Genomic DNA, 24,349 nt, shown 5'->3' on the forward strand with positions numbered 1-24,349 from the left:
TATTGTTTTCTTTAACTTGCGCTGGCTTCTTTCAAATAAGGATAGGGATACTCTTCCCCGTTAATTTTGAAAGCGTACTCAATAGTTCCGGCCGTTTTCATCATATTGGCCGCCGAACAATAGACCTCGTCGGCCAGTTTAATGGCGTGGGCTACTTTTTCCGGGGGAATATTATTGCCTACAAATTCATAAACAACCCGCATACGGGTGAAAATCTTGGGATGGTCTTCCGCCCTTTCACCTTCTACCGTAATCGTCAGTTGGTCAAAGGCAATACGCATCTTCTGCAAAATGTGAGTCACCTCAATGCCCGTACACCCTCCCAGGGCAATAAGCATCAGGTCCATGGGGCGGGTGCCTTTGTTTTCTCCGCCGTAAACAGGACTGGCGTCCATGGCCACCTGGTGGCCGGCACCGTCGTCACCAACAAACTGCATTTTGCCTATCCAGTTAACTGTTACTTTTCCCATAAAGGTCTCCTCCCAACAGTTATTCTTGTAATCGCAAGCACATACTTCGTTTTGCAAAAAACATGCCAGGATACAAAAATCCCCGCTTCTTCTTTAAAATCGCGGGGATAAACTGAAGTTAATTTTCTTTTTTTGGTCTATCCATGTACCACAATTATTCCGTTTCCCTATTATTCGACAGGTTTTTTGGGCTTTAGCCGGTTCATTTTCAGACCATATCGGTTCATTTTTGCACCAGAAGGCCGTAAGCCTGGGCTTTACGCAAAAGTGTTGAATGGGAAATGCCCAGAGCCCGGGCGGCCCGGCGCAAGGTGCCGTGCTCTTGAACGGCCAAGTTGATGAGCTCCCGTTCCAGCATTTCCCTCGCCTGCTGCAGGGGCAAAATCTCTTTTATCTGCAGACCCTTCTCAATACCGTCGTTTCCTTCCCGGCAATCTATCGGCAAATGTTCGGGGAGAATTGCGTCCCCTTCACCCATGATCACCACCCGCTCCATGACGTTCTGAAGCTCCCGCACATTGCCAGGCCACGTGTAAGCTTCAAGAACCCGGCAGGCTTTAAAGGACAATTGTTTTGTCGTGCCATACTTTTGGTTAAACCTTTCTAGAAAATACTTCGCCAGAGGCAAAATGTCTTCCCGCCGTTCCCGCAAAGGAGGAATCCTTATGGGTACCACGTTTAAACGATAATACAAATCTTCACGGAAGGTCTTTTCCTTGACCATAGCGGCCAGATCCTTATTAGTCGCGGCAATAACCCGAACGTTTAGCTTCACGGCCTGTCGCCCGCCCAGGCGGTAAATCACCTGCTCCTGGAGAAAACGCAGCAACTTTACCTGCAGGCCCAGGGGTAAATCCCCTATCTCGTCCAAGAAAATCGTACCATTATTAGCCACCTCCAGGAGGCCTAATTTCCCCTCGCGGTTGGCCCCGGTAAAGGCGCCCTTCTCATAACCAAATAGCTCGGATTCCAGCAGGTTTTCCGGTATGGCGCCGCAGTTTATCTCGATAAAAGGCCCTTTGCTACGGTGGCTGTGTTGGTGTATAAACCTGGCAAGGACTTCTTTGCCGACGCCGGATTCACCGGTTATAAGGACGGTAGAATCCACGGCCGCCACCCTTAAGGCCTGTTCCAGCACCTTTTGCATGTTCGGACTCTCGCATACTAACCCGGAAGCAGCCAGGTTCTGCGCCCTTAAAGCCCGGATTTCCGCCGCGGCCCGCTGGGCCTCTTCCTTTAGATGGCGCAGTTCCGTCATGTCGCGAACGGTGATGACAACCTGGGAAACGCCCCCCTCCTCATTGAAGACGGGACTGCCGGTGAGAATGGCCTCCCTGCCGGCAGGCGTTTGATACATGACCGTTACGGCTTTACCTCCGCTATGAACAAGCTTCCAAAGCTGGTACAACTGCCCTTCAGCCCGGTCGGCTTCCCCACGCAGCTTTTCCCCGACTACAAGGGCCCCTTCCTCCGGCCCCATTATGCGTCCGTACGCTTCATTTACCCCTAAAACCAGTCCCTGCCCATCGACAATAACCATGCCGTCATAGCAGGCTTCGATGACGCTCTTAAGCTGCCGGTTCAACGATTTGACCGCCTTTAATTCGCTGGAGACGGCCTCCAGTTCGGAAATGTCCTGGAGAACCAGCACCATCCCCTGTTCCCTACCGTCCCTGGTAATCGGGCTGCGCCTGATGGCCAGGGTTTTGGGGCCCACACGCGCCTTATGAAACCGGTCGCCTACGGTTTGGTTAAGAAAGCGGTTCAAACCGGAAGCAGCCAGGACGGTTTCCGCCGGTCGCTTTAGTACCGCTCCCGCCGGCAGATCCAGCAAGCGGGCCGCCGCAGGGTTGATGTGGCATATCTTCCCCTCCCGGTCGACGGCAATGATGCCGTTCGGCACGGCCTCTAGTACTGCCGCCAGTTCCCTTTCCGTCTTTTCCAAAGCCCGGTGTACCTTATTAATAAGACCAATCCGGGTGAGGACGCCGCTTAGACGCCGTTCCTTGTTTAAAACAATCAGGCGGTCGATAGGTAGATTGGCCACCTGTTCAAAACCCGTTTCTTCATCAATGCAGACGAGTTTGCGCTCCATAACCTCTTCAATGGGCGTAGACATGGTGGCCCCTTCCTGCAGGGCTTCCAGGAGGCGGAAAACGGTAATTATCCCCACCACTTCGCCATCGGCGTCCAGCACCGGAGCGCAGTTAACTTCCTGACGCCGGTAGAGGTCTACGGCCTCCGATAAAGTCTGCCAGTAATACAACGTTTCCGGATTGTCGAGCATGACCTGTTTGACCTGCATCGAAGGCACCTGCCCTTAAAAAAATAGGAATAGCCCGGGTACTACTGTACCCCTTGAGGCTACCCCTATTATAGCAGGTGGTTCAGAAATGGACCATAACCAAACCGGCCACTTCCCACTCCAGGAACACTGTTATATAGTCCAGGCGCACAGTACCACCCGGGCCGGCGCGGCTTCTGCCCCTTTAAGGAGAAGCGGTAGAGCAACCATTTGATAAACGCCCGCAGGTATGTCTTTTAAACGCAGTCCCTCTATAATTATAACTCCATTTTCCAACAAAATGCGGTGGGCGGGATGACCCGGCTGATCGCGTTCTATCCCCAGGGCATCAAGCCCGACGCCGCGCACCCCTTTTTTCACAAGATAGACGGCGGCCCCAGCGTCCAGGTACACAAAACTGGATTCATTGCCGGTTTCCCAGGAGTTTTTGGTTTTAAAAAGAATAAAGTCGCCCGGACGGATATCTTGACCCTCCAAAGCCGCTGCCGATATTCGCTCCTTAGCCGCCGTCAAATCCAGCACCCGGCAGGATCCGATTAAAAGGGACAAATCTAACCCATCGATGGTCATACCCCCGGCGAATACATGGGCAGGAGCGTCGATATGGGTGCCGGTATGGCTGTCAAGAAGCCACCTGGTTTCCCTAACGCCCTCTTCGTAGTTGCGGGTTACTTCTACCTGCGGCTGTTTTTCCGCCCTATTTTTATATACGGGCATGCCGTAATATACGGGCATGGATATATCGTAGATGGGCACGTCTTCATCCTTCCTATTGCATCTCATGTTCCTGCCACCAGTAACGTCCATCCCGGATTACAAGTTCCTGGGCCGCCGGTGGTCCCCACTGGCCGGCGGCGTAATTGGGAAAAAGTGGGGGTCTCGCAGCCCAGGCGGCGGCGATGGGATCTACAAAGCGCCATGCCGCCTCTACCTCATCCCAGCGGGTGAAAAGGGTTGGGTCTCCCCGCATTACATCGTAAAGCAGCCGCTCATAGGCCTCGGGGGAATTGACCCCCACCTCGCAGTTCTGGCAGAAATCCAGCCGGATAGGTATGATGTAATTATTATTCCCCGGGCGTTTCGCATTAAGTTGAACATAAATGCCTTCCAGAGGCTGAACGCGGATGACCAGAAGATTGGGGCGCAGCTCGCCGTATTCCTTGAAATAAAGGATGTCTGGGAGGGATTTAAATTGGATGATGATCTCCGTCACCTTGGCCGGTAAGCGCTTGCCCGTGCGCAGGTAAAAGGGAACACCGACCCAGCGAAAGTTTTCAATAAAAAGTTTTAAAGCGACAAAGGTCTCTGTATTGGAAACGGGAGATACTTTCTTTTCTTTACGGTAAGGAAGCACCTTTTGCCCGTTTATTTCTCCGGCCCCGTACTGACCGCGAACGACGTTTCTGTTGACTGCCCCTTCATCCATGGGCCTTAAAGAGCGGAGCACCTTTACCTTCTCGTCGTGGATGTCTTCCGTAGCCAGGCTGGCCGGCGGTTCCATAGCCACCAGGGTTACCAGTTGCAGGAGGTGGTTCTGCACCATATCCCGCAAGGCTCCCGCTCTGTCGTAATAATCGCCCCGATCTTCTACCCCCACCCTTTCCGCCGACGTAATCTGAACGTTGTCGATATATTTATTGTTCCAAACCGGTTCAAAAAAGGTATTGGCGAAGCGGATGACCATTATATTTTGAATCATTTCTTTGCCTAAATAATGGTCAATGCGGTAAATTTCTTCCTCCCTGAAGGCCGCCCGCAGATGGCGGTTTAATTCCGCCGCCGAAGGCAGATCATAACCGAAGGGTTTCTCAATAACGACCCTTTGCCATCCCGGCGCCGGTATCATTTCCGCATCCTGCAAACCCCGCACTACAGGGCCGAAGTGTTCCGGCGCCACAGCTAAGTAGAAAATACGATTCCCTGTGCAACCGGTCGCATCCTCCAGTTCTGTCAGGAACCGTTTAAAGCGTTTATAGCCTTCCTCGTCATAAATATCGGCCTGGAAATAGTATAAACGGTCGGCGAAATCCTTAAAAAAAGCATCCAGTTCAGAGGCGCGGCGGGAAAATTTTTTAAGAGAGGGTAAGACTATCTCATCGTGAAAACTCTCCCGCGTAAACCCGCGCCGCCCCACGGCAATGATCCCCACGGCGTCCGGCAGAAACCCGTCGACATGAAGGTTATATAGGGCCGGATAAAGCTTACGGCGGGCCAGATCCCCCGTACCCCCGAAAATCACCAGCACGCAATTATCCGGCTTTCCCAGGCCCATGTCCAATCGCCTTCCTTAACACAGCTTTCTAACTATTTTGCTCCATGGGCCCTATTTTTATAGTATTAAGCGCGCTGCGACATGGTTTTAGAAACCCTTGCCCCTCGCCCCCGGACGGCCAGCAGCAGGTAGGCCAGGGAAGCTTTTTGCCCCCCTAATAACAATGTCGGTCTACCCTTTTCTAGGTAGACCGACTGGATAACGTTATTATTGTGGAGCGGAAAACGGGATTCGAACCCGCGACCCTCGGCTTGGGAAGCCGATGCTCTACCACTGAGCTACTTCCGCATTTTACATTTATATTTTACTCCCTTACCTTGAGGGTGTCAAGATTAAAGTATAGTACTTGCTTAACGTTTAAGTCAGTAGTATAATTTCTTTAGTAAGACAAATAAAGGTGGTAAGAACAATGTATAAAATAACCATTTCCCAAAAAGGCCAGATTGTTATTCCCCTGGAAATACGTAAAAATTATGGTCTTAAAAAAGGTGACCAGCTGGCGGTGGAAGATAGTAATGGTGTTATAATCCTGCGACCGCTTCCCAGGCACCCCCTCCTGAAGTTGCGCGGTAAATATAAAAGCAGTAATCCTGCCGACAAGCTTACTACAGCTTTGATAAAAGAAAGAACTGCTGAGCGATCCCGCGAAAGAAGGTAAAGCGGTTTATGGAAATAACAAAATTTGTTCTCGATACGTATGCTATTCTGGCCTTGTTGGAAGATGAACCCGGTGCCCAAGTAGTAGCGGATATTATAAGCGACGATACAAAGATGAGCTTCTTGAGCCTTATCAATTTAGGTGAGGCCTATTATATAGTCCTGAGGAAAAAAGGTGAAAAAGCTGCCAGTGAATTAATCGAAACTATTTGCGCCGATGAAAGCATAACCCTAATTGACTGCCCCTGGACAAGGATTAAAGAAGCAGCCCGGGTAAAGGCCCTCGGGGGATTATCCTATGCCGATTCATTCGCTGTTTCCCTGGCCCAAGAGCTGCAAGCACCGATTATAACCGGTGATCCAGAAATCCGCAAGTTGGCACCAAAACTTGCTTTCGAGATTATCTGGATAGGTAACGCTACTCCTGTTTAAGGTACCAGCTTTTAAAATTAGACGGCCACATCTTTTGCCATGCAGCCGATTTCCTCTTGACAGGGATGAAATAAGCATGTAATATACTAACCTGTGGGCCATTAGCTCAGGCGGTAGAGCACCTGACTTTTAATCAGGGTGTCGGTGGTTCGAATCCACCATGGCTCACCAGATATATGGCCCGTTGGTCAAGAGGTTAAGACACGAGCCTTTCACGCTCGTAACGGGGGTTCGATTCCCCCACGGGTCACCAAACCAGGAGCCGTAGTGTAGCGGTCTAACATGCCGGCCTGTCACGCCGGAGATCGCGGGTTCAATTCCCGTCGGCTCCGCCAGGATATTTAAAAGCCCCGGGAAGGGGCTTTTTTGATACGTATAGCATGGTATAATAAAAGTACAGGCATAAGCAGTTTTTAGGGAATGATGAGACTGTAATAATTTTCGAGAATGTACCGGCAGGGTTTGCAGGCAATGCGGGAAGGTGTTTTCTATGGTACAAATTAGCTGGTTCTATGGCATCAAGATTTCAATGTTTTATGACGAACATTTACCACCTCATTTCCACGTAGAATACGGAGAATACCATGCCATTGTTGATATTCAAAAGGCGGTAATTATTAAAGGCCAGCTTCCAAAAAAACAGGCGAGTTTGGTTATAGCCTGGACCTTTCTGCACCAGGATGAATTAATGGATAACTGGCATAATGCTTATCATAAAAAAGAGCTGTTTAAAATCGATCCCCTCAGATAGGAGCGTGATAAAAATGATCCCCCCTGCATTAATCCAAGTATATGCTGATAAAGAAAGGGATTACGCCATTATCTGCCAGTTCGTGGACGGCAAAGTGACCCGTTACGATATGAAAAAACTTTTATACGGAGTTTTTGAACCCTTAAGAGATAAAGAGGTTTTTAAAAACACTTTAACGATCCTGGATAATACTGCGGCCTGGGATTTAACCGGAAAAAGGGATGAAACCAACTGCCTGACCATTGATCCCTGGACATTATATAATGCCGAAGACATAACCAGCGATATGATTCATTAGACCCACCTGGATGTCCCCGGTGGGTCTAATGCATATTATCCCGCTAAAGAAGGTCCGGCCGGCAGTTCTCCTATTCCTTTTGCAATTCTCGCTCGACAAAGCGCAGGTGTTGGCAGATGGCCCGCCGGGCTGCCCGGGGCTTTTGATTTTTTATGGCTTCGAAAATTTGTTTATGCTGCTCGAAAAGCAGTTCGGGATTGCCCGGAGTGGTATAAAGGCGCTGACGGCTGGTACGCAGGGCCTGACGCATGGTGTCGGAAACCGTATGCATGAGTTTGGCGAGAACCGAATTGCGGGCCGCCTCAGCTATGGCCAGGTGAAAGCGCAGGTCGGCCTCTTCTCCCAAAGTGCCTTTCTTAAGGTCGCCGTCCATTTCTTTTAAGATAGCGGCCATTTTTTCTATATCTTCCGGGCCGGCGCGGCAGGCCGCAAGATAGGCGGCCTCGCCTTCCAGGGCCTGGCGCGCTTCCAGGAGCTCCATGGCCGCCTGGCGGTCCATGAGCAGGGCCATGGCCAGGGGTTCCACGATGGCCTCGCGACGAACGTTCTGCACGAAGGTACCTTCCCCGGGCCGAATGTCGATAACCCCCATGGCCGCCAGGGCGCTTAAGGCCTCCCGCACAGAGGCGCGGCTGACGCCCAGACGCTCGGACAGTTCCCGTTCTGAAGGCAGACGATCGCCGGGTTTTAAATTGCCTTCGCCGATGAGATCTTTTATCTGCCGGACGATCTCTTCGTAGATCTTTTTAGGCCGGATAGGCTTTAACTCCACCACGTCCCCACCCCAGGCACCCCAAACGTCTTTTTCTTGAAGCCCATTTTACCGTTTTTCAATCTTTATTTGCAAGTATTTCCGCCGTGTGCTTGACCTGAATATCGCTACCCGTCTGATCCAGGCCGCCGCGGAGCTGGAGAATGCAGCCCGGACAGTCGGTGGCCACTATTTCCGCCCCGCTCGCCATGATATTTTTAAGTTTGCGTTCGAGGATAGGGCGGCTGATTTCCGGATATTTGACGCTGTAAGAACCGCCGAAACCGCAGCAGCGGTCGCTCTCCCGCATCTCTACCAATTCGATGCCGGGTTGGCTTGTCAAAACCTCTCGCGCCGCCCTGTCCAGCCCCAGGTGTCGCTTGAAATGGCAGGAATCATGATAGGTGACTTTAACGATGCCCCTGTCTCGTCCTTTGCCTTCGGGGGCAGACCCTTCGCTCTTCTTGAGCTCATGGACGAGCTGGGTGAAGTCTTTAACCCTGGCCGCCAAGTCTTTTGCCCGCCCTTCCCAGGCCGGGTCCCCGGCCAGAAGCTCGATAAAGTTTTTCTTCAGGGCCACGGCACAGGTAGGACAGGCGGTAACGATTACGTCGGCCTTGGCTTCTTCCAGGGCGGCAATATTGAGCTTGGCCAAGCTAACCGCTGTTTCCCGATCGCCGGCATAAATGGCGGGCGCGCCACAGCAGGCCTGCCCCTGGGGAAAGGTCACCTCCACCCCTTCCCGTCCCAGCACCTTATAAACGGCTTCCCCGATTTCGGGGTAGACGAAATCAATGACGCAGCCACTGTAAAAGGCCGCCCGCAGGCGGGACTTGCGTAAAGCACCTTCCAGGTTTTTCACCCTGTCCCGCAGGGGTACCCGGGCAATGGCCGGCAGGCTCCGCCCCTCGGTAAAACTGCTGAAATAAAGGGGGAGGTGCCGGATGAAGGGCCGGCCGTGGGTCACCGGCCCCTGAAGGCGGGAAGCCGCCCGCAGCATGGTGTGCATAAGCCTCGGTTTGGCCACCACCCCGTGGAGGGCAATACGATACGCCCTGGAAAGCCCCTGTTTCTCCACCACCCGCTCCCGCAGTTTTAAGACGAGATCCGGAATGTTTATCTTGGCCGGGCAGACTTCGGCGCAGCGTCGACAGCCGATACAGAGGCTCTGGGGGTCGGCGGCATCCTCCAGGGAGTTGAAGAAGGCCGTTAGAATACTGCCAATGCCGCCGCTGTAAATATAACCGTATACCTGCCCGCTGACGAGCTGGAAGACGGGACAGACGTTGGTGCAGGAGGCGCAGCGGATGCATTGGAGGGCTTCCTTAAAGACGGGATCAGCCGCCATGCGGGTACGGCCGTTGTCCAAAAGGACCACGTGCAGTTCCTTTATTCCCTCGCCGTCGCCCTTCCGGGCCGGCACTGGACCGGTTATCATGGTTACGTAGCTGGTAATGGGCTGGGCCGTACCGCTGCGGGGCAGGGCCTCAAGGATGGGCACGATGTCTTTTAGCTTCGGCACCAGCTTTTCGTAGCCGACGATGGCCACATGGACCGGAGGGACGGTGGTGGCCAAGCGGGCATTGCCCTCATTGGTGCAGATGACTATAGTTCCCGTTTCGGCCACAGCAATATTGGCGCCGCTGATACCCATACCGGCGGTAAGGAACTTTTTCCTGAGCTCGCGCCGGGCGATGCGCACCATATTTTTAATATCCGGCTCCACCGGCTCTCCCAGGTAACGGCTGAAGACCCGGGCCACCTCTTCCTTGGGCAGGTGAATGGCCGGCATGACCATATGGGACGGTCGTTCCCCGGGCATGAGCTGCAAAATCCACTCTGCCAGATCGGTTTCATGGGGGGTGATACCCCGCTCCTGAAGATACTCGTTGAGGTGGATCTCTTCCGAAGCGAAGGACTTTGATTTTACGACGTCAGTTACCCCGTGTTCCTTAGCCACCTGGTAAATATACTCCCGCGCGGCCGCAGCATCGTGAGCGCGAAATACCTTTCCTCCCCTGGCCTCCACCGCCCGGGTAAACTGGGCGGCTAGTTCTTCATAACGTCCGGCGGCGTCGCCCTTGATGGCGGCAATCTTTTCCCGCAGGGCGGCGAAATCCTTGCCCCTATAAACCTCTTCCCGGGAAATGATATAGGAATCGGCAAAACGTTCCAGGGCGCCCCGCAGGCTGGCATTATTCAAGGCCTTATGGAGCCGTTCTCTAAATTCTTTAGCGGCCACGGTCGTCGCCTCCCTCGTCTCCCACCAGAACGATCAGTAACCGCTCCGGCCCGTGCACGCCGATCGTCAGGCTGCGTTCAATATCGGCCGTACGGCTGGGGCCTGTAACCAGGGTGAAATACCCCGGCCAACTGCCCCGTTCCAGATAAGCTTCTATCACTTCGGTCAAATTGGCCCTTATCCGTTTCGTCCGTAGCAGAGCAACGCAGGTAAGGGGCAACATGGCTGCTAGGCGCGCCTTTAAAGCGGTAGCGTCCATGGCCAGCGTCCCCGTTTCAGCGATACCGTAATCGAATTCTACAATACCGACGTCCGCCTCGCGGGCGAAATCAGGACCATCCTTTTCCACGGTAAACCCGGCCGCCGTCAAGGCTTCCTCTAAGTTTGTTTCCCTGACGAGGGGCGAAGCAAACAACGCCGCGCGTCGGCCGCAGGGCTTTAATGCCTCGGCAAGGGCCTTCCCTAATTCCCGTCTGCCTTCTACCGGCAAAATCTGGGCTCCCATAACTCCGGCCTGACGGGTAAAGGCGGCAATTAAATCTTCCTGGGCCAAGAAGCAACCCCCCATTTGTGGATGTCTTCACAATGTCGTAAGGCTCAAAAAGATTTGACATTTTCGTCCGGCCTGACCACCTGATGGTTTTATTATAACATTTTTTTGCTACAATTCAATATATCTTTTTTGTTTTTCTCCTGCAGAAAGCAAAAAAGCCCCGCCTCAGCGGGGCAAGCTTGATACTTTTATTTACCCGGTGTATATACCTCGCGCCGGGTCATATGGCGATTGCTGAAGGCTACGATTAATGCCAAAAAGACAATCACCACCAGGGTGCCAGCAAGGATCATTATGCCTTCGGATTTGCTGGCCGCGGCAACAACAGCCGCCTGGGGGGACAGCTCGCCGTGGACCGGGATCATCCACCTAAAGACGTAAGCCTGGAGAAGGGTAATGATGCTGATAAACACTGTCATTAACAAGCTGGGAACTATGGCGAAACGGAAAAGCTCTCCTTCCCGTCCCACCTGACCCGTAGCCGCTGTAGCCACGGCAATGCTCTGGGGCGAGATCATTTTTCCCGTGACGCCGCCCGAGGAGTTGGCCGCAACTGTAAGCACCGGATCGACGCCGATGTTTTGGGCGGTAACATACTGCAGTTTTCCAAAAAGGGCATTGGCCGAAGTATCGCTTCCGGTAATGAAGACCCCGAGCCAGCCCAGGAATGGCGCTACAAAGGGAAACACCTTACCGGTTACCGTAAGTGCCTGTCCCAAAGTGGTGCTCATCCCGGAAAAGTTGGCAATATAAGCAAAACCTAACACCAAAAACATGGTCAAGATGGCGTAACGGAGTTCATGCAGCGTTTCGCCGAAAAGGCGCAGCCACTCGCCGAAACGCATGTTGAGAAGCAACATGGTTATAAAGGCGGCAATCAAGATTCCCGTACCCGGGGCGGACAGCCAGTTAAAAGTAAAGATAGCCGCCATGGGCTCACCGCCCGCCTTAACGACGGCCTGGTGCAGCCCCGGAATGGGGAATTTGAGGGTGACCTGATCCAGCACGGCTTTTACCTGTCCGGTACCCCAGTCGGCCACCATCAAGGTAAGAACGATGAAGGGAGCCCACGCCTTAAGAATGGCACCGGGTGAATGGCGAGTGAACTTTTCCGAAGCGCGTTCATTGGTGAAACGCCAGATATTACGGGGCTGCCAGACCCGCAGGAGCAAGATGAGGCAGACGAGGGAGAAGAGGGAAGAAATAATGTCGGGCAGCATCGGACTTAAATAGTTAGAAGAAAACCACTGGGCTACGGCGAAGGAACCGCCACTTACCAGGCAGGCCGGCCATGTTTCTTTAACGCCCTTCCATCCCGACATGATGGCCACCAGCCAGAACGGTACCAGAATGGAGAGGAAGGGGAGCTGCCTGCCGATCATTTTGCTCAAAAGCATCGGATCTATCCCCGCTACCTGGCCCAGGGTCAGGACGGGTACCCCAATGGCCCCAAAGGCCACGGGCGCGGTGTTGGCCAGTAGACAGATGCTGGCGGCATAAACGGGGTTAAAGCCCAAACCGGCCAGCATGGCGGCAGTAATGGCCACCGGCGCGCCGAAACCGGCCGAGCCCTCAAGGAAGGCGCCGAAGGAAAAGGCGATAAGCAAAGCCTGCAGCCTGCGATCCTCGGTAATTCCGGCAATGGAATCCTTAATAATTTCAAACTGTCCGGTTTTTACAGTTATTTGGTATAAAAATACCGCCGTTACCACAATCCAACCAATGGGAAACAAACCGTAAAGCCCGCCGTCAATAAAGGAAAGGAGGGCGAGGTTCAGAGGCATACGATAACCGACAACGGCGACGACAATGGCTACAATTACCGTCAAGAGGCCGGCAATATGGCCCTTCATTTTTTGCACCGCCAAAGCGTAAAAGAGGAAAAGAATAGGTAGCGCCGCCAACAGGGCTGAAAGGGCAAGATTATTTACCGGATCATAAACTTGCACCCAGGGCATTATCGTTAGTACCTCCCGGATATTTCTGAATTTACTGCTAAGATGTCCAGGTGATCAGACCAGAAAACTCTTAAAAAATGTATCCAGCAAATGGATACCCCTCCTCCAACACCTCCTTATTATAATTTTAGAACAACCTGACTGGATTGTCAGGCAAGTTTTATGTTAAACCTTTTTTAAGGCAATTTCAATACCTGATACATTTAATGCTTGTCTTCCTTTTCACATACCTGGAAAGAAAAAACCGGCCTCCTCGGGCCGGCCATCAAAAACACGGGCTTTAAAAAGGATCTTCTAAAATAATTGTCTGTTTCCGCTGCGGCCCCACGGCCACGATCTGCACGGGTACGCCAGTCAGTTCTTCTACCCGGCGGATATAACCCCGGCAGGCAGGCGGTAGATCGGCTAAGGTTCTGGCGTTGCTGATGTCTTCCTGCCAACCGGGAAGTTCTTCATAGACCGGTTGGCACTGCTCCAGGACTTTCAGGGCGGCAGGAAAGTCCTTCAGCACCTCGCCGCCATAACGATAACCGGTGCAGATGCGCAAAGGCTCAATACCCGTCAGCACATCCAGTTTGGTCAAAGCCAGACCCGTCAGACCGTTGACTTCGGCGGCATGGCGCAAGATAACCGCATCCAGCCAGCCGCAGCGCCGCGGCCGCCCGGTGGTCGTTCCATATTCCCTGCCACGTTCCCGCAGCATATCCCCGATATCGTCCTTCGCCTCGGCCGGGAAAGGACCGGCGCCTACTCGGGTGGTATAGGCCTTGGCCACCCCCAGTACCTTGTCAATCCTGGTCGGGCCGACACCGGCGCCGATGCAGGCACCGCCGGCCGTCGGATAGGAAGAAGTCACAAAGGGATAAGTCCCCTGATCCAGGTCCAAAAGTGTACCCTGGGCTCCTTCAAAAAGGACCCGGCGGCCCTCACGCAGGGCATCGTTGATCAGGCGCACGGTGTCGGCGATAAGGGGTTTAAGGCGCCGGGCATAACCGGCATACTCTTCGAGGACTGCGTCCAGGTCATAACCCGGCCGGCCGTAAATCTTCTCCATCACTTCATTGGCGGCGGCCAGGTTGCGGGCCAGTTTTTCCCGAAATCCATCCCAGTCAAGGAGATCGCCCACCCGGATGCCCGTCCGGGCCGTTTTATCTACGTAGGCAGGTCCGATGCCCCGACCGGTGGTACCGATCCTTGCGTCGCCCCGGCGTTCCTCCTCGGCAACATCTAGCCCTTTATGATACGGTAAAATAAGGTGGGCCCGATTGCTGATCCTTAATGCCGCCGTATCAACGCCGCGCTCCGCCAGGCCGTCCAGCTCTTTAACTAGAACGGCCGGATCGACAACCACGCCGTTGCCGATAAGGCAGAGCTTGCCGGGATAGAGGATGCCGGAAGGGACCAGGTGCAGTCTGAATTCCTGTTCCTCGACCATTACCGTATGGCCGGCGTTGCTACCTCCCTGGTAGCGGACAACCACTTCCGCCTTTTCCGCCAGGTAATCAGTAATTTTACCCTTGCCTTCGTCGCCCCATTGGGCTCCCACCAGGACTACCGCCGCCATGCAAGCACCGCCTTTCAAAGGTTATTATCTATTATCGCCATAGAGGTCACCCAACAATCCGCCCTCAGTCGCCGGTCATAATAGCCCGGGCGGCAATGACGCCGGCCGCCGAAGCCTGGGCCAGACCCCTGGTAACCCCGGCACCGTCGCCGGCCGCATAGAGGCCGCGGATATTTGTTTCCAGTTCCCGGCTCAAACTCAACCGCGAAGAGTAAAATTTGACCTCCACGCCATAAAGAAGGGTGTGCCGGGAGTAAACGCCGGGAGCTATTTTATCCATAGCCGCCAGCATCTCTACAATGGCCGTAAGGTGCCGGTAGGGAAAGACCAGGGAAAGGTCCCCCGGAGTGGCTTCCGTCAGGGTCGGTGTTACCAGGCCCTTTTCCAGACGGTCAGCCGTGGTCCGCCTACCCGACAGAAGGTCGCCCAGGCGCTGGACAAGGACGCCTCCTCCCAGGAGGTTGGCCAGCTGGGCCACATAACGGCCGTAGGCTATGGGTTCCTTAAAGGGTTCGGTGAAGGTTTTGCTCACCAGCAGGGCAAAATTGGTGTTGTCGGTCTTTTTATCCGCGTAAGAATGGCCGTTTACCGTCACCAGACCCTCATTGTTCTCCAGCACCACTTCGCCGTAAGGATTCATACAGAAGGTCCGTACCCGGTCGTCGAATTTCCGGGAATAAAAGATGAACTTGGATTCATAAATAACGCTGGTTAAATGCTCCATAACGGCCGCCGGCACTTCCACCCGCACACCAATGTCCACCGGGTTTACGGCCAGCTTCAGGTTTAAACTGGCGGCCACCCGGCGCAGCCAGTCGGCACCTTCCCGCCCGGGAGCCAGGACCACATAGCGAGCGCCTATTTCTTCTCCCTTACGAGTTACCACGCCGCTAACCCGGCCATCCTTTACCAGGATTTCTTCCACCGGTGTATCCGTGCGCACCTCGACGCCATGCTCCTCTAAATAATCCTTCATGGCCTGAAGGATTTCCTGGGTGCGTCCCGTCCCCAAGTGGCGAATGGGGGCCGGGATGAGCTTCAAATCGGCCAAAATGGCCTGGCGCTGAATGTCAGCTATCCGCTCATCGTCAGGGCTGCCGTAAACTTTATCCGGCGCCCCGAAATGGCGGTAGACGCCGTCGACATACTCGATTAAGGCCGTGACTTCCCTTTCCGGTATATATTCCCTCAACCAGCCGCCCACTTCCGGCGACAGGGTTAATTTACCGTCACTGAAGGCACCGGCTCCTCCCCAGCCGGATACTACCGAGCAGGGGTTGCAGTGCAAACAGCTGGAACGCGTCTCCTTGGACGGGCATACCCGGCGTTTTAAACCGTGTCCCTTCTCCAGGATAAGCACCTTAAGGCCGCTTTCCTGCCGTACCAGCTCCAGGGCGGTAAAAATCCCCGCCGGGCCGGCGCCGACGATGACCACATCATATTTTCCAGCCATCCGTCTCCCCTCCTCAAACCTGTTTCCGGGCAAAAAAATAGCCCCTGCAACGGGATTAGCCAGAACAACATTATAATTCTACCAGACCCTTCGCGGGGCGTCAAGGAAAATCCTTTCTAATTTTGTCTCTCTTCCGCCCGGTAAGCGGCGGCCAGCACTTCCGCCACATGCATGACTGCAGCCGCGCTCTGCCGATTGTATAAACCGTCGGCCAGTTGCAGCATGCATCCCGGGCAAGCCGTTACCACCGTATCGGCGCCGGTGTCCATCAATGCCTGAACCTTGGTAATCCCGATTTCCTGGGACAGGTCGGGAAAGCTCAGGCTGAAGGTTCCGCCAAAACCGCAGCAGCGGTCGGGTTCTTTCACTTCCTGATATTGCACGCCTGGTATGCTCTTTAACAGGCGGCGGGGCTGCTCCTTGATTTGCTGGGCTTTGCGCAAGTGGCAGGGGTCGTGGTAGGTGATTTTCCTCTCCACCACCCCCCTGGGCGGTTGAAAATCGACTTCCCCCAGGAGAAACTCGGTAAAATCGTAAACTTTGCCCTCAATACCCCCGGCGTAATATTCCTTCAAGGTGGAACCGCAGCTGGCGCAGGCGGTGATTATCGCCAGTCCGGGATATTTTTTAAAGACTTTGATATTCTCTTCCCGAACCCGCAAAAAACTTTCCCTGTCGCCGGCGGCAAGCATCGGCAGGCCGCAGCAGACCAGTTCTTTCGGTATTACCACTTCAACGCCATGGCGCCGCAGGACCTCTACCACGGCTCCGGCCACCCGGGGGTAAGCCATATTCGTCATGCAGCCGGTAAAAAAGACGACCCTCCGCCCGGCAGATGACGCGGAGAAGCTCCCACCCGTTGAAGACGTTAAGAACTCCGGCCTTTTGCCCCCTACGGACGGCAGCAGACGTTTGCCGACCAAGGGTAAATTCAGGCGCGGCCGGTAATAGCCGCCGCTTACCCGGACGGCAACTATGCCCTCCAGTAAGGCCGCCGCCGGCATGAAGGCCGCCAGCCGGTTGAGGTTGGGTAGAAGCCACCTGGTAATCACCTTTTTCTTCAGGGGAATACCCTTTTTCTCTGCCAGCTTTTCCCGGGCGGCAATGATCACGCGGTCTACATGAACCCCGCTGGGGCATTCCATGACGCAGGTCCGGCAGAGCAGACACTGCTGCAGTTTTTCATTTAAAAGGTCGCTCGGCTTTAATTTCCCTTCCAGCAGGGCCCGGACCAGGGTCATCCGCCCCCGGGGAGAATCGCTTTCTACGCCTTTGGCCAAAAACACCGGACAAACCGAGCGGCACTGACCGCAGCGCACGCAGGGCAAAAGCAGCCGCGGCAGATTGTTGAGGTCGTTTTTATCCACCGCCATCACCCCCATCATTCCCCCTCCAGGGCCATTTTCCCTGGATTCAGGATGTTGTTGGGGTCGAGGAGCTTCTTGATGCGCCGCATTACGTCAAGGGAAAGGCCCAGCTCTTCTTCCATATACTGGGCCCGTGTCAGGCCCACGCCGTGTTCTCCCGTCGTCGTCCCCTCCATTGCCAGGGCCATGCGGTGGATTTCATCCCCTAACTTTTTTACCTTTTCAATTTCTTCCTGGTCATAGGTGTTAATAACGGGAGCGGCATGGAGGTTACCGTCGCCGATGTGGCCGTAGGTGACGATGGGGATGTTATATTTTACACTCAGCTCCTGAATTTTCTTTAAAGCCTGCGGTACCATGACAACGGGCACGCAGATGTCCTCACCGATATATACCCGGGTGGCTCCCTCCTTCACCCTGCCGGCGGCGGCGCCCACCACCCCGCGGGCGGCCCATAGTTCCCCCAAACGCTTGGGATCGTCGGTCCACTCCACCCTCTGGGTAAACTGCCGGCATATCTCGGCAATTTTTTGGGCCTGGTAGGTTACATCCACCGGCGATCCGTCGACTTCAAAGAGGAGCATGGCCTCGGCGTCGGGCAGGTTTAGATCGGGTTTATACATGCCTGCCGCCTTCATGGCCGTTCGGTCCATGATCTCAATGGCCGACGGCAGCAGCCTGCCGCGGAAAATCTGGACGACGGCCTTACCTGAAGCCTCCAGCTCGTCAAAAAAGGCTACCACCAGACCGCGTTTTTCGGGTATGGGCAACACTTTCAGGCGGATCCTCGTCACCACGCCAAGGGTACCCTCGGACCCTACAAACAAACCCGTCAAATCATAGCCGGCCACCGACTTCAACGCCCGCGACTTGGCGCCGCCCGTCGTGATAACCTCACCGGTGGGCAAAACTACCTCCAGCCCAAGGATGTATTGTTTGGTCGTACCGTATTTAACTGAGCGCTGCCCGCTGGAATTAAAGGCCACCATCCCTCCAAGGGTGCACATCTTGGTGCTCCCGGGATCGGGGGGGAAGAAAAAGCCGTGGGGAGCCAGGGCTTTATTCAACTCGGCATGGACAATGCCCGGCTGGACGACCACCTGCAGGTTTTCCAGATCAAAAGATAAAATCTGGTTCATGCCGCTGAGATCTAAAGTTATGCCGCCGCGCCAGGCCACAGAACCGCAACACTGGCCCGTCCCCGCGCCCCTGGGCACCACCGGCACCCGGTATTCATTGGCCAGCTTGAGGATGGTGGCCACCTGTTCCGTCGTTTTTACCCTTACAACTAAATCTGGTACCCAGTTGTTGATCTGGGATAAAAGGGAAGAATCGAAGGCATAGCAAAAACGGTCGGCCTCATCCCTTAAGCAATTTTCGGGGCCGACGACATCTTGGATCTTTTTTAGCAATTCTTGTGCCAGCATCGCATTCCCTCCATCCTAAAAATATTGCCCCTAAGAATAATTTGCAAAAATTATGCCACGTCAAAAACGTCTGTACCCAAAACCTGTAAACAGCCTTATGCTTTATTTGTCCTGCTATATACGTCGTCTTCTTTTCCCATCTATGTTTCATTATTGCAATTATAATGTTACGCGCGGGCGTCCAAAAATAGCAACTGCCCGCCTTGTACGGCAGGCAGTCCCGAGGTATTTAACACTCGATTTATTATCTCTATTTTTAGGGAAGGCGCAGGACAGTAAAGGCCAGCCAGCTGACCACAGCCCCTACCACCGACATGGATATACCCCAGATCAACATATCCCGGAACAGTTTCTGTTTGTTGGTCTTCTCGCCGGCATTGGCGTAGAAGATGGCGCCGGTGGTGGAAAGGGGACTCAGGTCCGTCAAGAAACCGCAGACGACAATGGTGGAAAGAAGGGGGATCAAATCCGTCGGCGGCGCACCTACCTTTTCGATGAGCATGGGAGCCATGGGGATGAAGGCCGGCAGAATAACTCCCAGGGTGCTGGCATAGGCCGAAATTATTGCCGCCAGGAAACCGGTTACCAGGGTCAGGGTGAAGGGGGTGGAAACCTGGGCGATTATGCTGGCGAAAAGGTCCATGCCGCCGATCTTGCTCATGAGATCCACCAGGACGGTGACGCCGGTGACAAACAGGATAGTACCCCAGGGCATCTGCTTGATGGCCTTGCCTTCATCGGCGATTTTAAACAAGGCCAGGATGGTACCGATCAAGAAACCGCCCAAGCCGACGTCCATTTTGAAGAAGAGGGCGCCGATAATGAACACCAGGATGGCCACGAGGGTAATGAGCTGGTTGCGGTTAAAGGGCTCGACATCCAATTCAATGGTACCCTGCTGTTCGCCCGCCCCTTTGTTACGCCACAGCTTGAGGCCGCCGTAAATTATATAGGCAAAAATTGAAACGATGAGGTGACCGAGGAGCTGGTTCATCCACAGGATGCCGCTGACACCCGTCAGCCCCATCTTCTGGGTCAAACCGGCGGCGACGACGCCAGCCGGGGCGATGGGCGACATGGCCCCCGCCTGACCGCCGTTACCGACTACGATGGCCATGAGGAGAGGATTGATGCCGGCCCTCTCGGCAAGGAGCATGGCCATAGGCGCCATCAAAGCGGCTATCGTGATCTGACCGGGGCCCATGGACGACAGGGCGAAAGCCAGAAAGAAGAAAACTATGGGAAGAATGGCAGCATTTCCTTTAACGCCTTTTAACGTATATTTTACAATTTTATCAAGTGTGCCGTTAACCTGGGCCAGGGCAAATAAATAGGTGGTACCGGCCAGCATAATTAAGATATTGGTCGGATAACTCTTCAGAATATCGGCGACCTTTAAACCGCCGATATAGTGCCCCACCACCAGGGCCAGACCCAGGGACATAGCGCCGATGTTAAGGGGCATAATACAGCTAATTACAATGATGAAGATTAGTGCCAAAAGAGAAATTACCGGTACGGACATCCGAAACATTCCCTCCTCAACTGTTAAAATATTGGGTTCCAGCTTACTTTTCTGCCCTTTTCATATAATTTCGCCTTATGCTACGCCTTACCCTACCACCTCCCGCAGGCCACTTTTTGGTCAAAACTCTACGGCCGCCGCTATGGCGCCGGCGGCCGCAGCGGCCCCTACGGCCCGCGGCGCGGCCAGGTAAATCTCGCTTTCTTCCGCACCCATACGGCCCGGTACGTTGCGCACCGAGGCCGCCAGGACCCGATCCCCCGGCGCTGCCAGTCCCAGGTGGGTCCCCGGACAGGGACCGCATCCCGGCGGGAGGATGAGGGCTCCCAAACGGCGGAGCTCCCGGGTAAGCCCTTCCTCCTCCATAAGATGCAAAACCTGTCGCGAAGCGGGAGTCACCAGCAAAGTCACGCCGGGGTGCACCCGCCTGCCGCCAAGGCCGGACAAAAGGGCACGCATGTCTTCCAACCTGCCGCTAGAGCAGCCGCCGACTACGGCCTGGGTAATAGGCAGCCCTTCCAATTCCTTTAAGGGTTTGACGTTAAAGGGGGAGGGAGGACAGGCCGCCATGGGCTCCAGCTCGTCGAGGACCACCTCCAGTTCCGGCCCTCCTTCCGGCGGTGCCTCTTCCGGCGGTAGGATCAAACCCGTCATCGCCCCGGTTTCACCGACCATATTGCACAGGGCCATGCGTTCGGCGCGGTTTAATTCCGCCAATCCCGCTCCCCAGAAGATCAAGGCTTTCCCCTTTACCTTTTCCTTATCAAGGCGTCCGATTACGGCCAGGGCGAGGTCGCGCCCCCCTACTCCCGGCGGCATTTTCCCTATTACCTGGACGCCGTACGTCGCCGGTGCCTTGAGGGTAAGCCGGGAGGTAAGCATTACGCCCACCAGCTCTTCCGGCTTCAGGGAAAAGGCTACGGCGCCGAAGGCGCCGGCGGTGGCCACATGACCGTCGGCGCCGGCGATGACCATTCCGGGCCGGGGATTGAAGTTCTCGGCCACCACCTGGTGTAACACCCCTTCCCCTGAAGCAAAGAGATGGACGCCATGGGTACGGGCAAAGGCCGCCATCTCCCGATGGAGGCTACGCGCGGCGATTGATGGCGCCGGCAGGGCATGGTCCAGGGTAAACACCACCCGTTCCGGAGAAGCCACCCTGGCCTCCCCAGGCCAGGCGGCCAGTACCTTGCCGGCGGTGCCGTCATGGCCCAGGATGAGGTCGACGTTTACGTTTATCTCCTCGCCCGGCTCTACCCGTCCGCGCCCGGCGGCGGCCGCCAGGGTCTTATACAAGTAATCCACGGTACGCCCGGCCTCCTAAATTCGTCTTTTATTTCCAGAGTTCCTCTAGTGCTGCCAAGAGGGCCTCTAATTTATCTCCCCCGGCTGCAATGGGGATAAATTTAAAATCGTCGGCTTTTATCCCCAGATCGTCTGGCGAGGCGGCGGCGATTATCGTGCCGCCCTTCTTCAGGCCCTTCGTAACATCCACGACTGCTGCTACGCTGTTGTCCAGAACCACCGCGACGTCGGGCTGGGTGGCATTAGCCGAGCGCTCCCGAATGAACTCATCGTCGATGCGTACCACTGCATGCATCGCGGCCCCGGGCCGGTAGGCCCCGAAGTTTTCGAATACCTGAACGTATTTTCCCGCCGCCAGGGCGGCTTGGGCCAACTTGCCGGCAATGGCGGCCACTGGCTGGCCGTAACGGCCGTGGAAGCGAATCTCGATCATGACTGCACCTCCCGGAAGCGGCGGTCGGCCTCGGCCTGCAGGGCCGCGACGGTAGCTTCGTCTATATTTTTAAAGCGTCCCTGAAGTTTAAGATATTCCCGCACCGGGATGCGCCGCTCAGGGATCACCGTTACGCGGCGCCGACCGTCGACTTCTTCATAAAGCTGCCACAGGCCGCACTCCACGGCCATACGGGCCAGCTGCACCGTCTGGTCTTCGCGAATGCCCCAGCCCCTGAAACAGGGTGCCAGGATGTGGATATAGCGGAACCCCTGGATGGCCTTGGCCTTCTGGAACTTCTGGATCAAATCCAGGGGATAGGCAACTGAAGCCGTCGCCAAATAGGCGGGACGATGGGCGGCCATGATGGCCAGCATATCTTTGCGCGGCGTCGGCTTGCCGGTTGGCGTGTCCGGGGTGACGGCCTGATAGGGGGTGACGCTGCCGGCCTGACCGCCGGTATTCATATAGGTTTCATTGTCGTAACAGACGTGGATAATGTTTTCCTGGCGCTCGGCCGCCCCAGTCAAAGCTTGAAAACCGATGTCGGCCGTGCCGGCATCGCCAGCCCAGGACACCACGTTTACGTCTTTAATGCCCTGAATGTCCAGGGCCGCCCTGATGCCGGAAGCGACGGCCGGGGCGCACTCGAAAAGGGAATGATAGAAGGGAACCATCCAGGCGGTGGTCAAACCCGAGCCGCCGATGGTCGCCATACATGAGGCGGGGATGTTGATGATAGTCCGGGGCCCCAAAGCCTTCATGGCCTGGCGCACGGCCAAGGCCGCCCCACATCCACGGCAGCCGCCGTGGCCCCCGGTAAAAAGCTCGTCTTGCGGTATTTCGGCCAATGTCTTGTAAACTTCCATATCTTCTCACCTCCGGCCCTACAGGCCGTACCATTGATAGAGCGCCGGAAACTTTCCGGCGGCAAGACCTTCGTTTACCTGCCGGTAAATGGCAGTTAAATCTTCCACACCTACATCCCGCCCGCCGAGGCCGAGGATATAGCTGTAAACCGGGACGTTCGTAAATCCATAGAGAGCGGCCCGCAGTTCCCGGCCCAGGGCACCCCCGGCGCCGTAAACGATATTTTTGTCCAGGGCCACTACCGCCCGGGCGGGTTTTAACATCTCCCGCACCGCCTCCGCCGGGAAGGGCCGGAAGAGGCGAATTTTCAACAGCCCCGCCTTTTCTCCTGCGGCCCGGAGGGCGTCGACGGCAATCCTGGCCGTGCTGACCAGGGAACCCATGGTCACCAGGACGACTTCGGCATCCTCCAGCCGGTAGCCCGTCACGGCACCGCCCCAGTTGCGGCCTGTCACAGCGCCATAGGCCTCGCTGATTTCTCCAAGCAGCGTTCCCGCCCGCTGCAGAGCGGCATCCTGGTGGTATTTATAGTCCATATAAAGCTCCGGTCCCGTCACGGTATTTACCGCCAGGGGATTGTCGACGTCCAATACCGGACGCCGCACCAGGGGCAGGAAGGCGTCGATTTTTTCTTGTTCCGGCATATCTACGGTTTCCCGGGTGTGGGATTGGATGTAGCCTTCATAGTTAACCATAACAGGAAGGCGTACCTGTTCGTCTTCCCCCAAACGGAAGGCCTGGATGATGCTGTCCAAAACCTCCTGGTTGTTTTCGCAGAAGATCTGGATCCAGCCGCTGGTTTCCTGGGCCACAACGTCGCCGTGCTCGGGAAAACGGCTGTGGGGAGCCGCCAGGGCCCGGTTGACGACGGCCATGACCACCGGCTGCCGTAGGCCAGAGGTATGATAGAGCACCTCGCTCATATAGGCTAGGCCCTGGGAATTGGTGATGAGAAACGATCTGGCTCCGGCCATGGTCGCCCCCAGGGCCGCGGCCATAGCGCTGTGGTCGGATTCAACCCGCACAAAATTGCAGCGCATGGTGCCTTCGGCTATGAACTGGGTTATCTTCTCCATGACCGGCGCCGCCGGGGTAATGGGGTAGGAAGCCAGTACTTCCACCCTGGCCAGGCGGGCGGCATGGGCGGCCGCTTCGTTGCCGTTCAGTAAAAGGCGCATCTTCTTCACTCCCTGTTTACTTGTCGATAAAACCCCTGTTGCCGGCATACTCTCCCACCATGGTTATGGCCTGGGTGGGGCACTCCAGGGCGCAGATGCCGCAGCCTTTGCAAAACTGCAAATATACTTTTATTTCATTTTTATCTTCCCTCAGTGCCGCGTCCGGGCAGTACAGCAGGCACTCGCGGCAGAGGTTGCATTTCCCCATGTCGATCACGGGCCGCTGTTCGCGCAAACGGGACATATCCGCCGCCGCCATGGTCCCCGGCCGGGCCGATGGGACAACCGGTAATTCTTTTGCTGCCACTTCCAATCGCCTCCTCCCTCAGAGCAACAGACATTAATTAAACATTGCAAATTTCATGCCAGACCATACAAAATTTAAAATAAAATTTTTGCAGAACCCGTAGCCCTTACCGTTACAGGCCTACCGGCAAATAGGCAGGTTCTCGTTAAAGGAAGACCCTTTGTCATGGTGTTTCATTTATGTTACTTTCTGATATGTTGTAAACGTTTAATTGTGTTGCAGATGTTTTTT

General features: G+C 55.1%; 22 protein-coding genes and 4 tRNA genes. 7 read left to right on the forward strand and 19 right to left on the reverse strand.

The features are described 5' to 3' along the window. Nucleotides 1-11: 11 nt before the first annotated feature. The 5 genes from MHFGQ_RS12720 to MHFGQ_RS12740 form a co-directional block, all read right to left on the reverse strand. Complete coding sequence (locus tag MHFGQ_RS12720; RefSeq protein WP_106005361.1) at nucleotides 12-470, reverse strand: OsmC family protein; 459 nt, start codon at nucleotides 468-470, stop codon at nucleotides 12-14. 223 nt (nucleotides 471-693) lie between these two features. Continuing rightward, nucleotides 694-2,775, reverse strand: a complete 2,082-nt coding sequence (locus MHFGQ_RS12725) for a sigma-54-dependent Fis family transcriptional regulator (protein WP_106005360.1) — start codon at nucleotides 2,773-2,775, stop codon at nucleotides 694-696. Nucleotides 2,776-2,907: 132 nt separating this feature from the next. Next, entirely contained in the window at nucleotides 2,908-3,558 is a 651-nt protein-coding gene (locus MHFGQ_RS12730) for a cyclase family protein (protein WP_106005359.1), read from the reverse strand. After that, the gene (gene zwf / locus MHFGQ_RS12735) at nucleotides 3,545-5,047 is read right to left on the reverse strand and encodes a glucose-6-phosphate dehydrogenase (protein WP_106005358.1); all 1,503 of its coding nucleotides are present in this window, start codon (nucleotides 5,045-5,047) and stop codon (nucleotides 3,545-3,547) included. The genes MHFGQ_RS12730 and zwf overlap by 14 nt, the downstream gene beginning before the upstream one ends. Before the next feature lie 213 nt (nucleotides 5,048-5,260). Continuing rightward, nucleotides 5,261-5,335 (reverse strand) — tRNA-Gly (locus MHFGQ_RS12740). A 121-nt stretch (nucleotides 5,336-5,456) separates the two neighbouring features. Here MHFGQ_RS12740 and MHFGQ_RS12745 point away from each other — a divergent pair. The 7 genes from MHFGQ_RS12745 (at nucleotide 5,457) to MHFGQ_RS12775 (ending at nucleotide 7,185) form a co-directional block, all read left to right on the forward strand. Further along, on the forward strand, nucleotides 5,457-5,705 hold the full coding sequence (locus MHFGQ_RS12745; RefSeq protein WP_106005357.1) for an AbrB/MazE/SpoVT family DNA-binding domain-containing protein: 249 nt from the start codon (nucleotides 5,457-5,459) through the stop codon (nucleotides 5,703-5,705). Between the two features lie 8 nt (nucleotides 5,706-5,713). Then, nucleotides 5,714-6,136 carry a type II toxin-antitoxin system VapC family toxin gene (locus MHFGQ_RS12750; protein ID WP_106005356.1) on the forward strand — a complete coding sequence of 141 codons (423 nt, stop codon included), beginning with the start codon at nucleotides 5,714-5,716 and terminating at the stop codon, nucleotides 6,134-6,136. 95 nt (nucleotides 6,137-6,231) lie between these two features. Next, nucleotides 6,232-6,307 (forward strand) — tRNA-Lys (locus tag MHFGQ_RS12755). Between the two features lie 7 nt (nucleotides 6,308-6,314). Further along, nucleotides 6,315-6,389, forward strand: a tRNA-Glu gene (locus MHFGQ_RS12760). A 5-nt stretch (nucleotides 6,390-6,394) separates the two neighbouring features. Continuing rightward, nucleotides 6,395-6,471: transfer RNA gene (locus MHFGQ_RS12765), tRNA-Asp, on the forward strand. 155 nt (nucleotides 6,472-6,626) lie between these two features. Beyond that, nucleotides 6,627-6,887 (forward strand): DUF4160 domain-containing protein, encoded by a 261-nt coding sequence (locus MHFGQ_RS12770; protein ID WP_106005355.1) that lies wholly within the window; start codon nucleotides 6,627-6,629, stop codon nucleotides 6,885-6,887. Between the two features lie 13 nt (nucleotides 6,888-6,900). Then, the gene (locus MHFGQ_RS12775) at nucleotides 6,901-7,185 is read left to right on the forward strand and encodes a DUF2442 domain-containing protein (protein WP_106005354.1); all 285 of its coding nucleotides are present in this window, start codon (nucleotides 6,901-6,903) and stop codon (nucleotides 7,183-7,185) included. Nucleotides 7,186-7,255: 70 nt separating this feature from the next. Here MHFGQ_RS12775 and MHFGQ_RS12780 read toward each other — a convergent pair whose 3' ends face one another. The 14 genes from MHFGQ_RS12780 to MHFGQ_RS12845 form a co-directional block, all read right to left on the reverse strand. Further along, nucleotides 7,256-7,957, reverse strand: coding sequence for a FadR/GntR family transcriptional regulator (locus MHFGQ_RS12780; RefSeq protein WP_106005353.1), 702 nt, complete (start codon nucleotides 7,955-7,957; stop codon nucleotides 7,256-7,258). Between the two features lie 58 nt (nucleotides 7,958-8,015). Beyond that, on the reverse strand, nucleotides 8,016-10,178 hold the full coding sequence (gene ldhH / locus MHFGQ_RS12785; RefSeq protein WP_106005352.1) for an L-lactate dehydrogenase (quinone) large subunit LdhH: 2,163 nt from the start codon (nucleotides 10,176-10,178) through the stop codon (nucleotides 8,016-8,018). After that, on the reverse strand, nucleotides 10,168-10,731 hold the full coding sequence (locus tag MHFGQ_RS12790; protein WP_106005351.1) for a LutC/YkgG family protein: 564 nt from the start codon (nucleotides 10,729-10,731) through the stop codon (nucleotides 10,168-10,170). The genes ldhH and MHFGQ_RS12790 overlap by 11 nt, the downstream gene beginning before the upstream one ends. Before the next feature lie 188 nt (nucleotides 10,732-10,919). Further along, nucleotides 10,920-12,689, reverse strand: coding sequence for an L-lactate permease (locus tag MHFGQ_RS12795; protein ID WP_106005350.1), 1,770 nt, complete (start codon nucleotides 12,687-12,689; stop codon nucleotides 10,920-10,922). 280 nt (nucleotides 12,690-12,969) lie between these two features. Then, nucleotides 12,970-14,253, reverse strand: coding sequence for an adenylosuccinate synthase (locus MHFGQ_RS12800; RefSeq protein ID WP_106005349.1), 1,284 nt, complete (start codon nucleotides 14,251-14,253; stop codon nucleotides 12,970-12,972). A 64-nt stretch (nucleotides 14,254-14,317) separates the two neighbouring features. After that, a complete protein-coding gene (locus tag MHFGQ_RS12805; protein ID WP_106005348.1) occupies nucleotides 14,318-15,706 on the reverse strand; it encodes an NAD(P)/FAD-dependent oxidoreductase in 1,389 nt (462 codons plus the stop codon). A gap of 116 nt (nucleotides 15,707-15,822) precedes the next feature. Then, on the reverse strand, nucleotides 15,823-17,079 hold the full coding sequence (locus MHFGQ_RS12810; RefSeq protein WP_343105560.1) for a (Fe-S)-binding protein: 1,257 nt from the start codon (nucleotides 17,077-17,079) through the stop codon (nucleotides 15,823-15,825). Between the two features lie 8 nt (nucleotides 17,080-17,087). Further along, nucleotides 17,088-18,500, reverse strand: a complete 1,413-nt coding sequence (locus MHFGQ_RS12815) for an FAD-binding oxidoreductase (protein ID WP_106005346.1) — start codon at nucleotides 18,498-18,500, stop codon at nucleotides 17,088-17,090. 256 nt (nucleotides 18,501-18,756) lie between these two features. Further along, on the reverse strand, nucleotides 18,757-20,025 hold the full coding sequence (locus tag MHFGQ_RS12820; RefSeq protein WP_106005345.1) for an SLC13 family permease: 1,269 nt from the start codon (nucleotides 20,023-20,025) through the stop codon (nucleotides 18,757-18,759). Nucleotides 20,026-20,145: 120 nt separating this feature from the next. Then, entirely contained in the window at nucleotides 20,146-21,330 is a 1,185-nt protein-coding gene (locus MHFGQ_RS12825) for an aconitase family protein (protein WP_106005344.1), read from the reverse strand. 28 nt (nucleotides 21,331-21,358) lie between these two features. Then, nucleotides 21,359-21,763 carry a 2-oxoacid:acceptor oxidoreductase family protein gene (locus MHFGQ_RS12830; protein WP_106005343.1) on the reverse strand — a complete coding sequence of 135 codons (405 nt, stop codon included), beginning with the start codon at nucleotides 21,761-21,763 and terminating at the stop codon, nucleotides 21,359-21,361. Next, nucleotides 21,760-22,632: a thiamine pyrophosphate-dependent enzyme gene (locus tag MHFGQ_RS12835; RefSeq protein ID WP_106005342.1), complete on the reverse strand. Its 873-nt coding sequence runs from the start codon at nucleotides 22,630-22,632 to the stop codon at nucleotides 21,760-21,762. The genes MHFGQ_RS12830 and MHFGQ_RS12835 overlap by 4 nt, the downstream gene beginning before the upstream one ends. 18 nt (nucleotides 22,633-22,650) lie before the next feature. Then, nucleotides 22,651-23,811, reverse strand: a complete 1,161-nt coding sequence (locus MHFGQ_RS12840) for a transketolase C-terminal domain-containing protein (RefSeq protein ID WP_106005341.1) — start codon at nucleotides 23,809-23,811, stop codon at nucleotides 22,651-22,653. A 16-nt stretch (nucleotides 23,812-23,827) separates the two neighbouring features. After that, nucleotides 23,828-24,118, reverse strand: coding sequence for a 4Fe-4S binding protein (locus tag MHFGQ_RS12845; protein ID WP_211292886.1), 291 nt, complete (start codon nucleotides 24,116-24,118; stop codon nucleotides 23,828-23,830). Between the last annotated feature and the right edge of the window lie 231 nt (nucleotides 24,119-24,349).

Origin of the sequence: Moorella humiferrea (genome assembly GCF_039233145.1) — a bacterium.
Taxonomy (GTDB): domain Bacteria; phylum Bacillota; class DSM-521; order Neomoorellales; family Neomoorellaceae; genus Neomoorella; species Neomoorella humiferrea.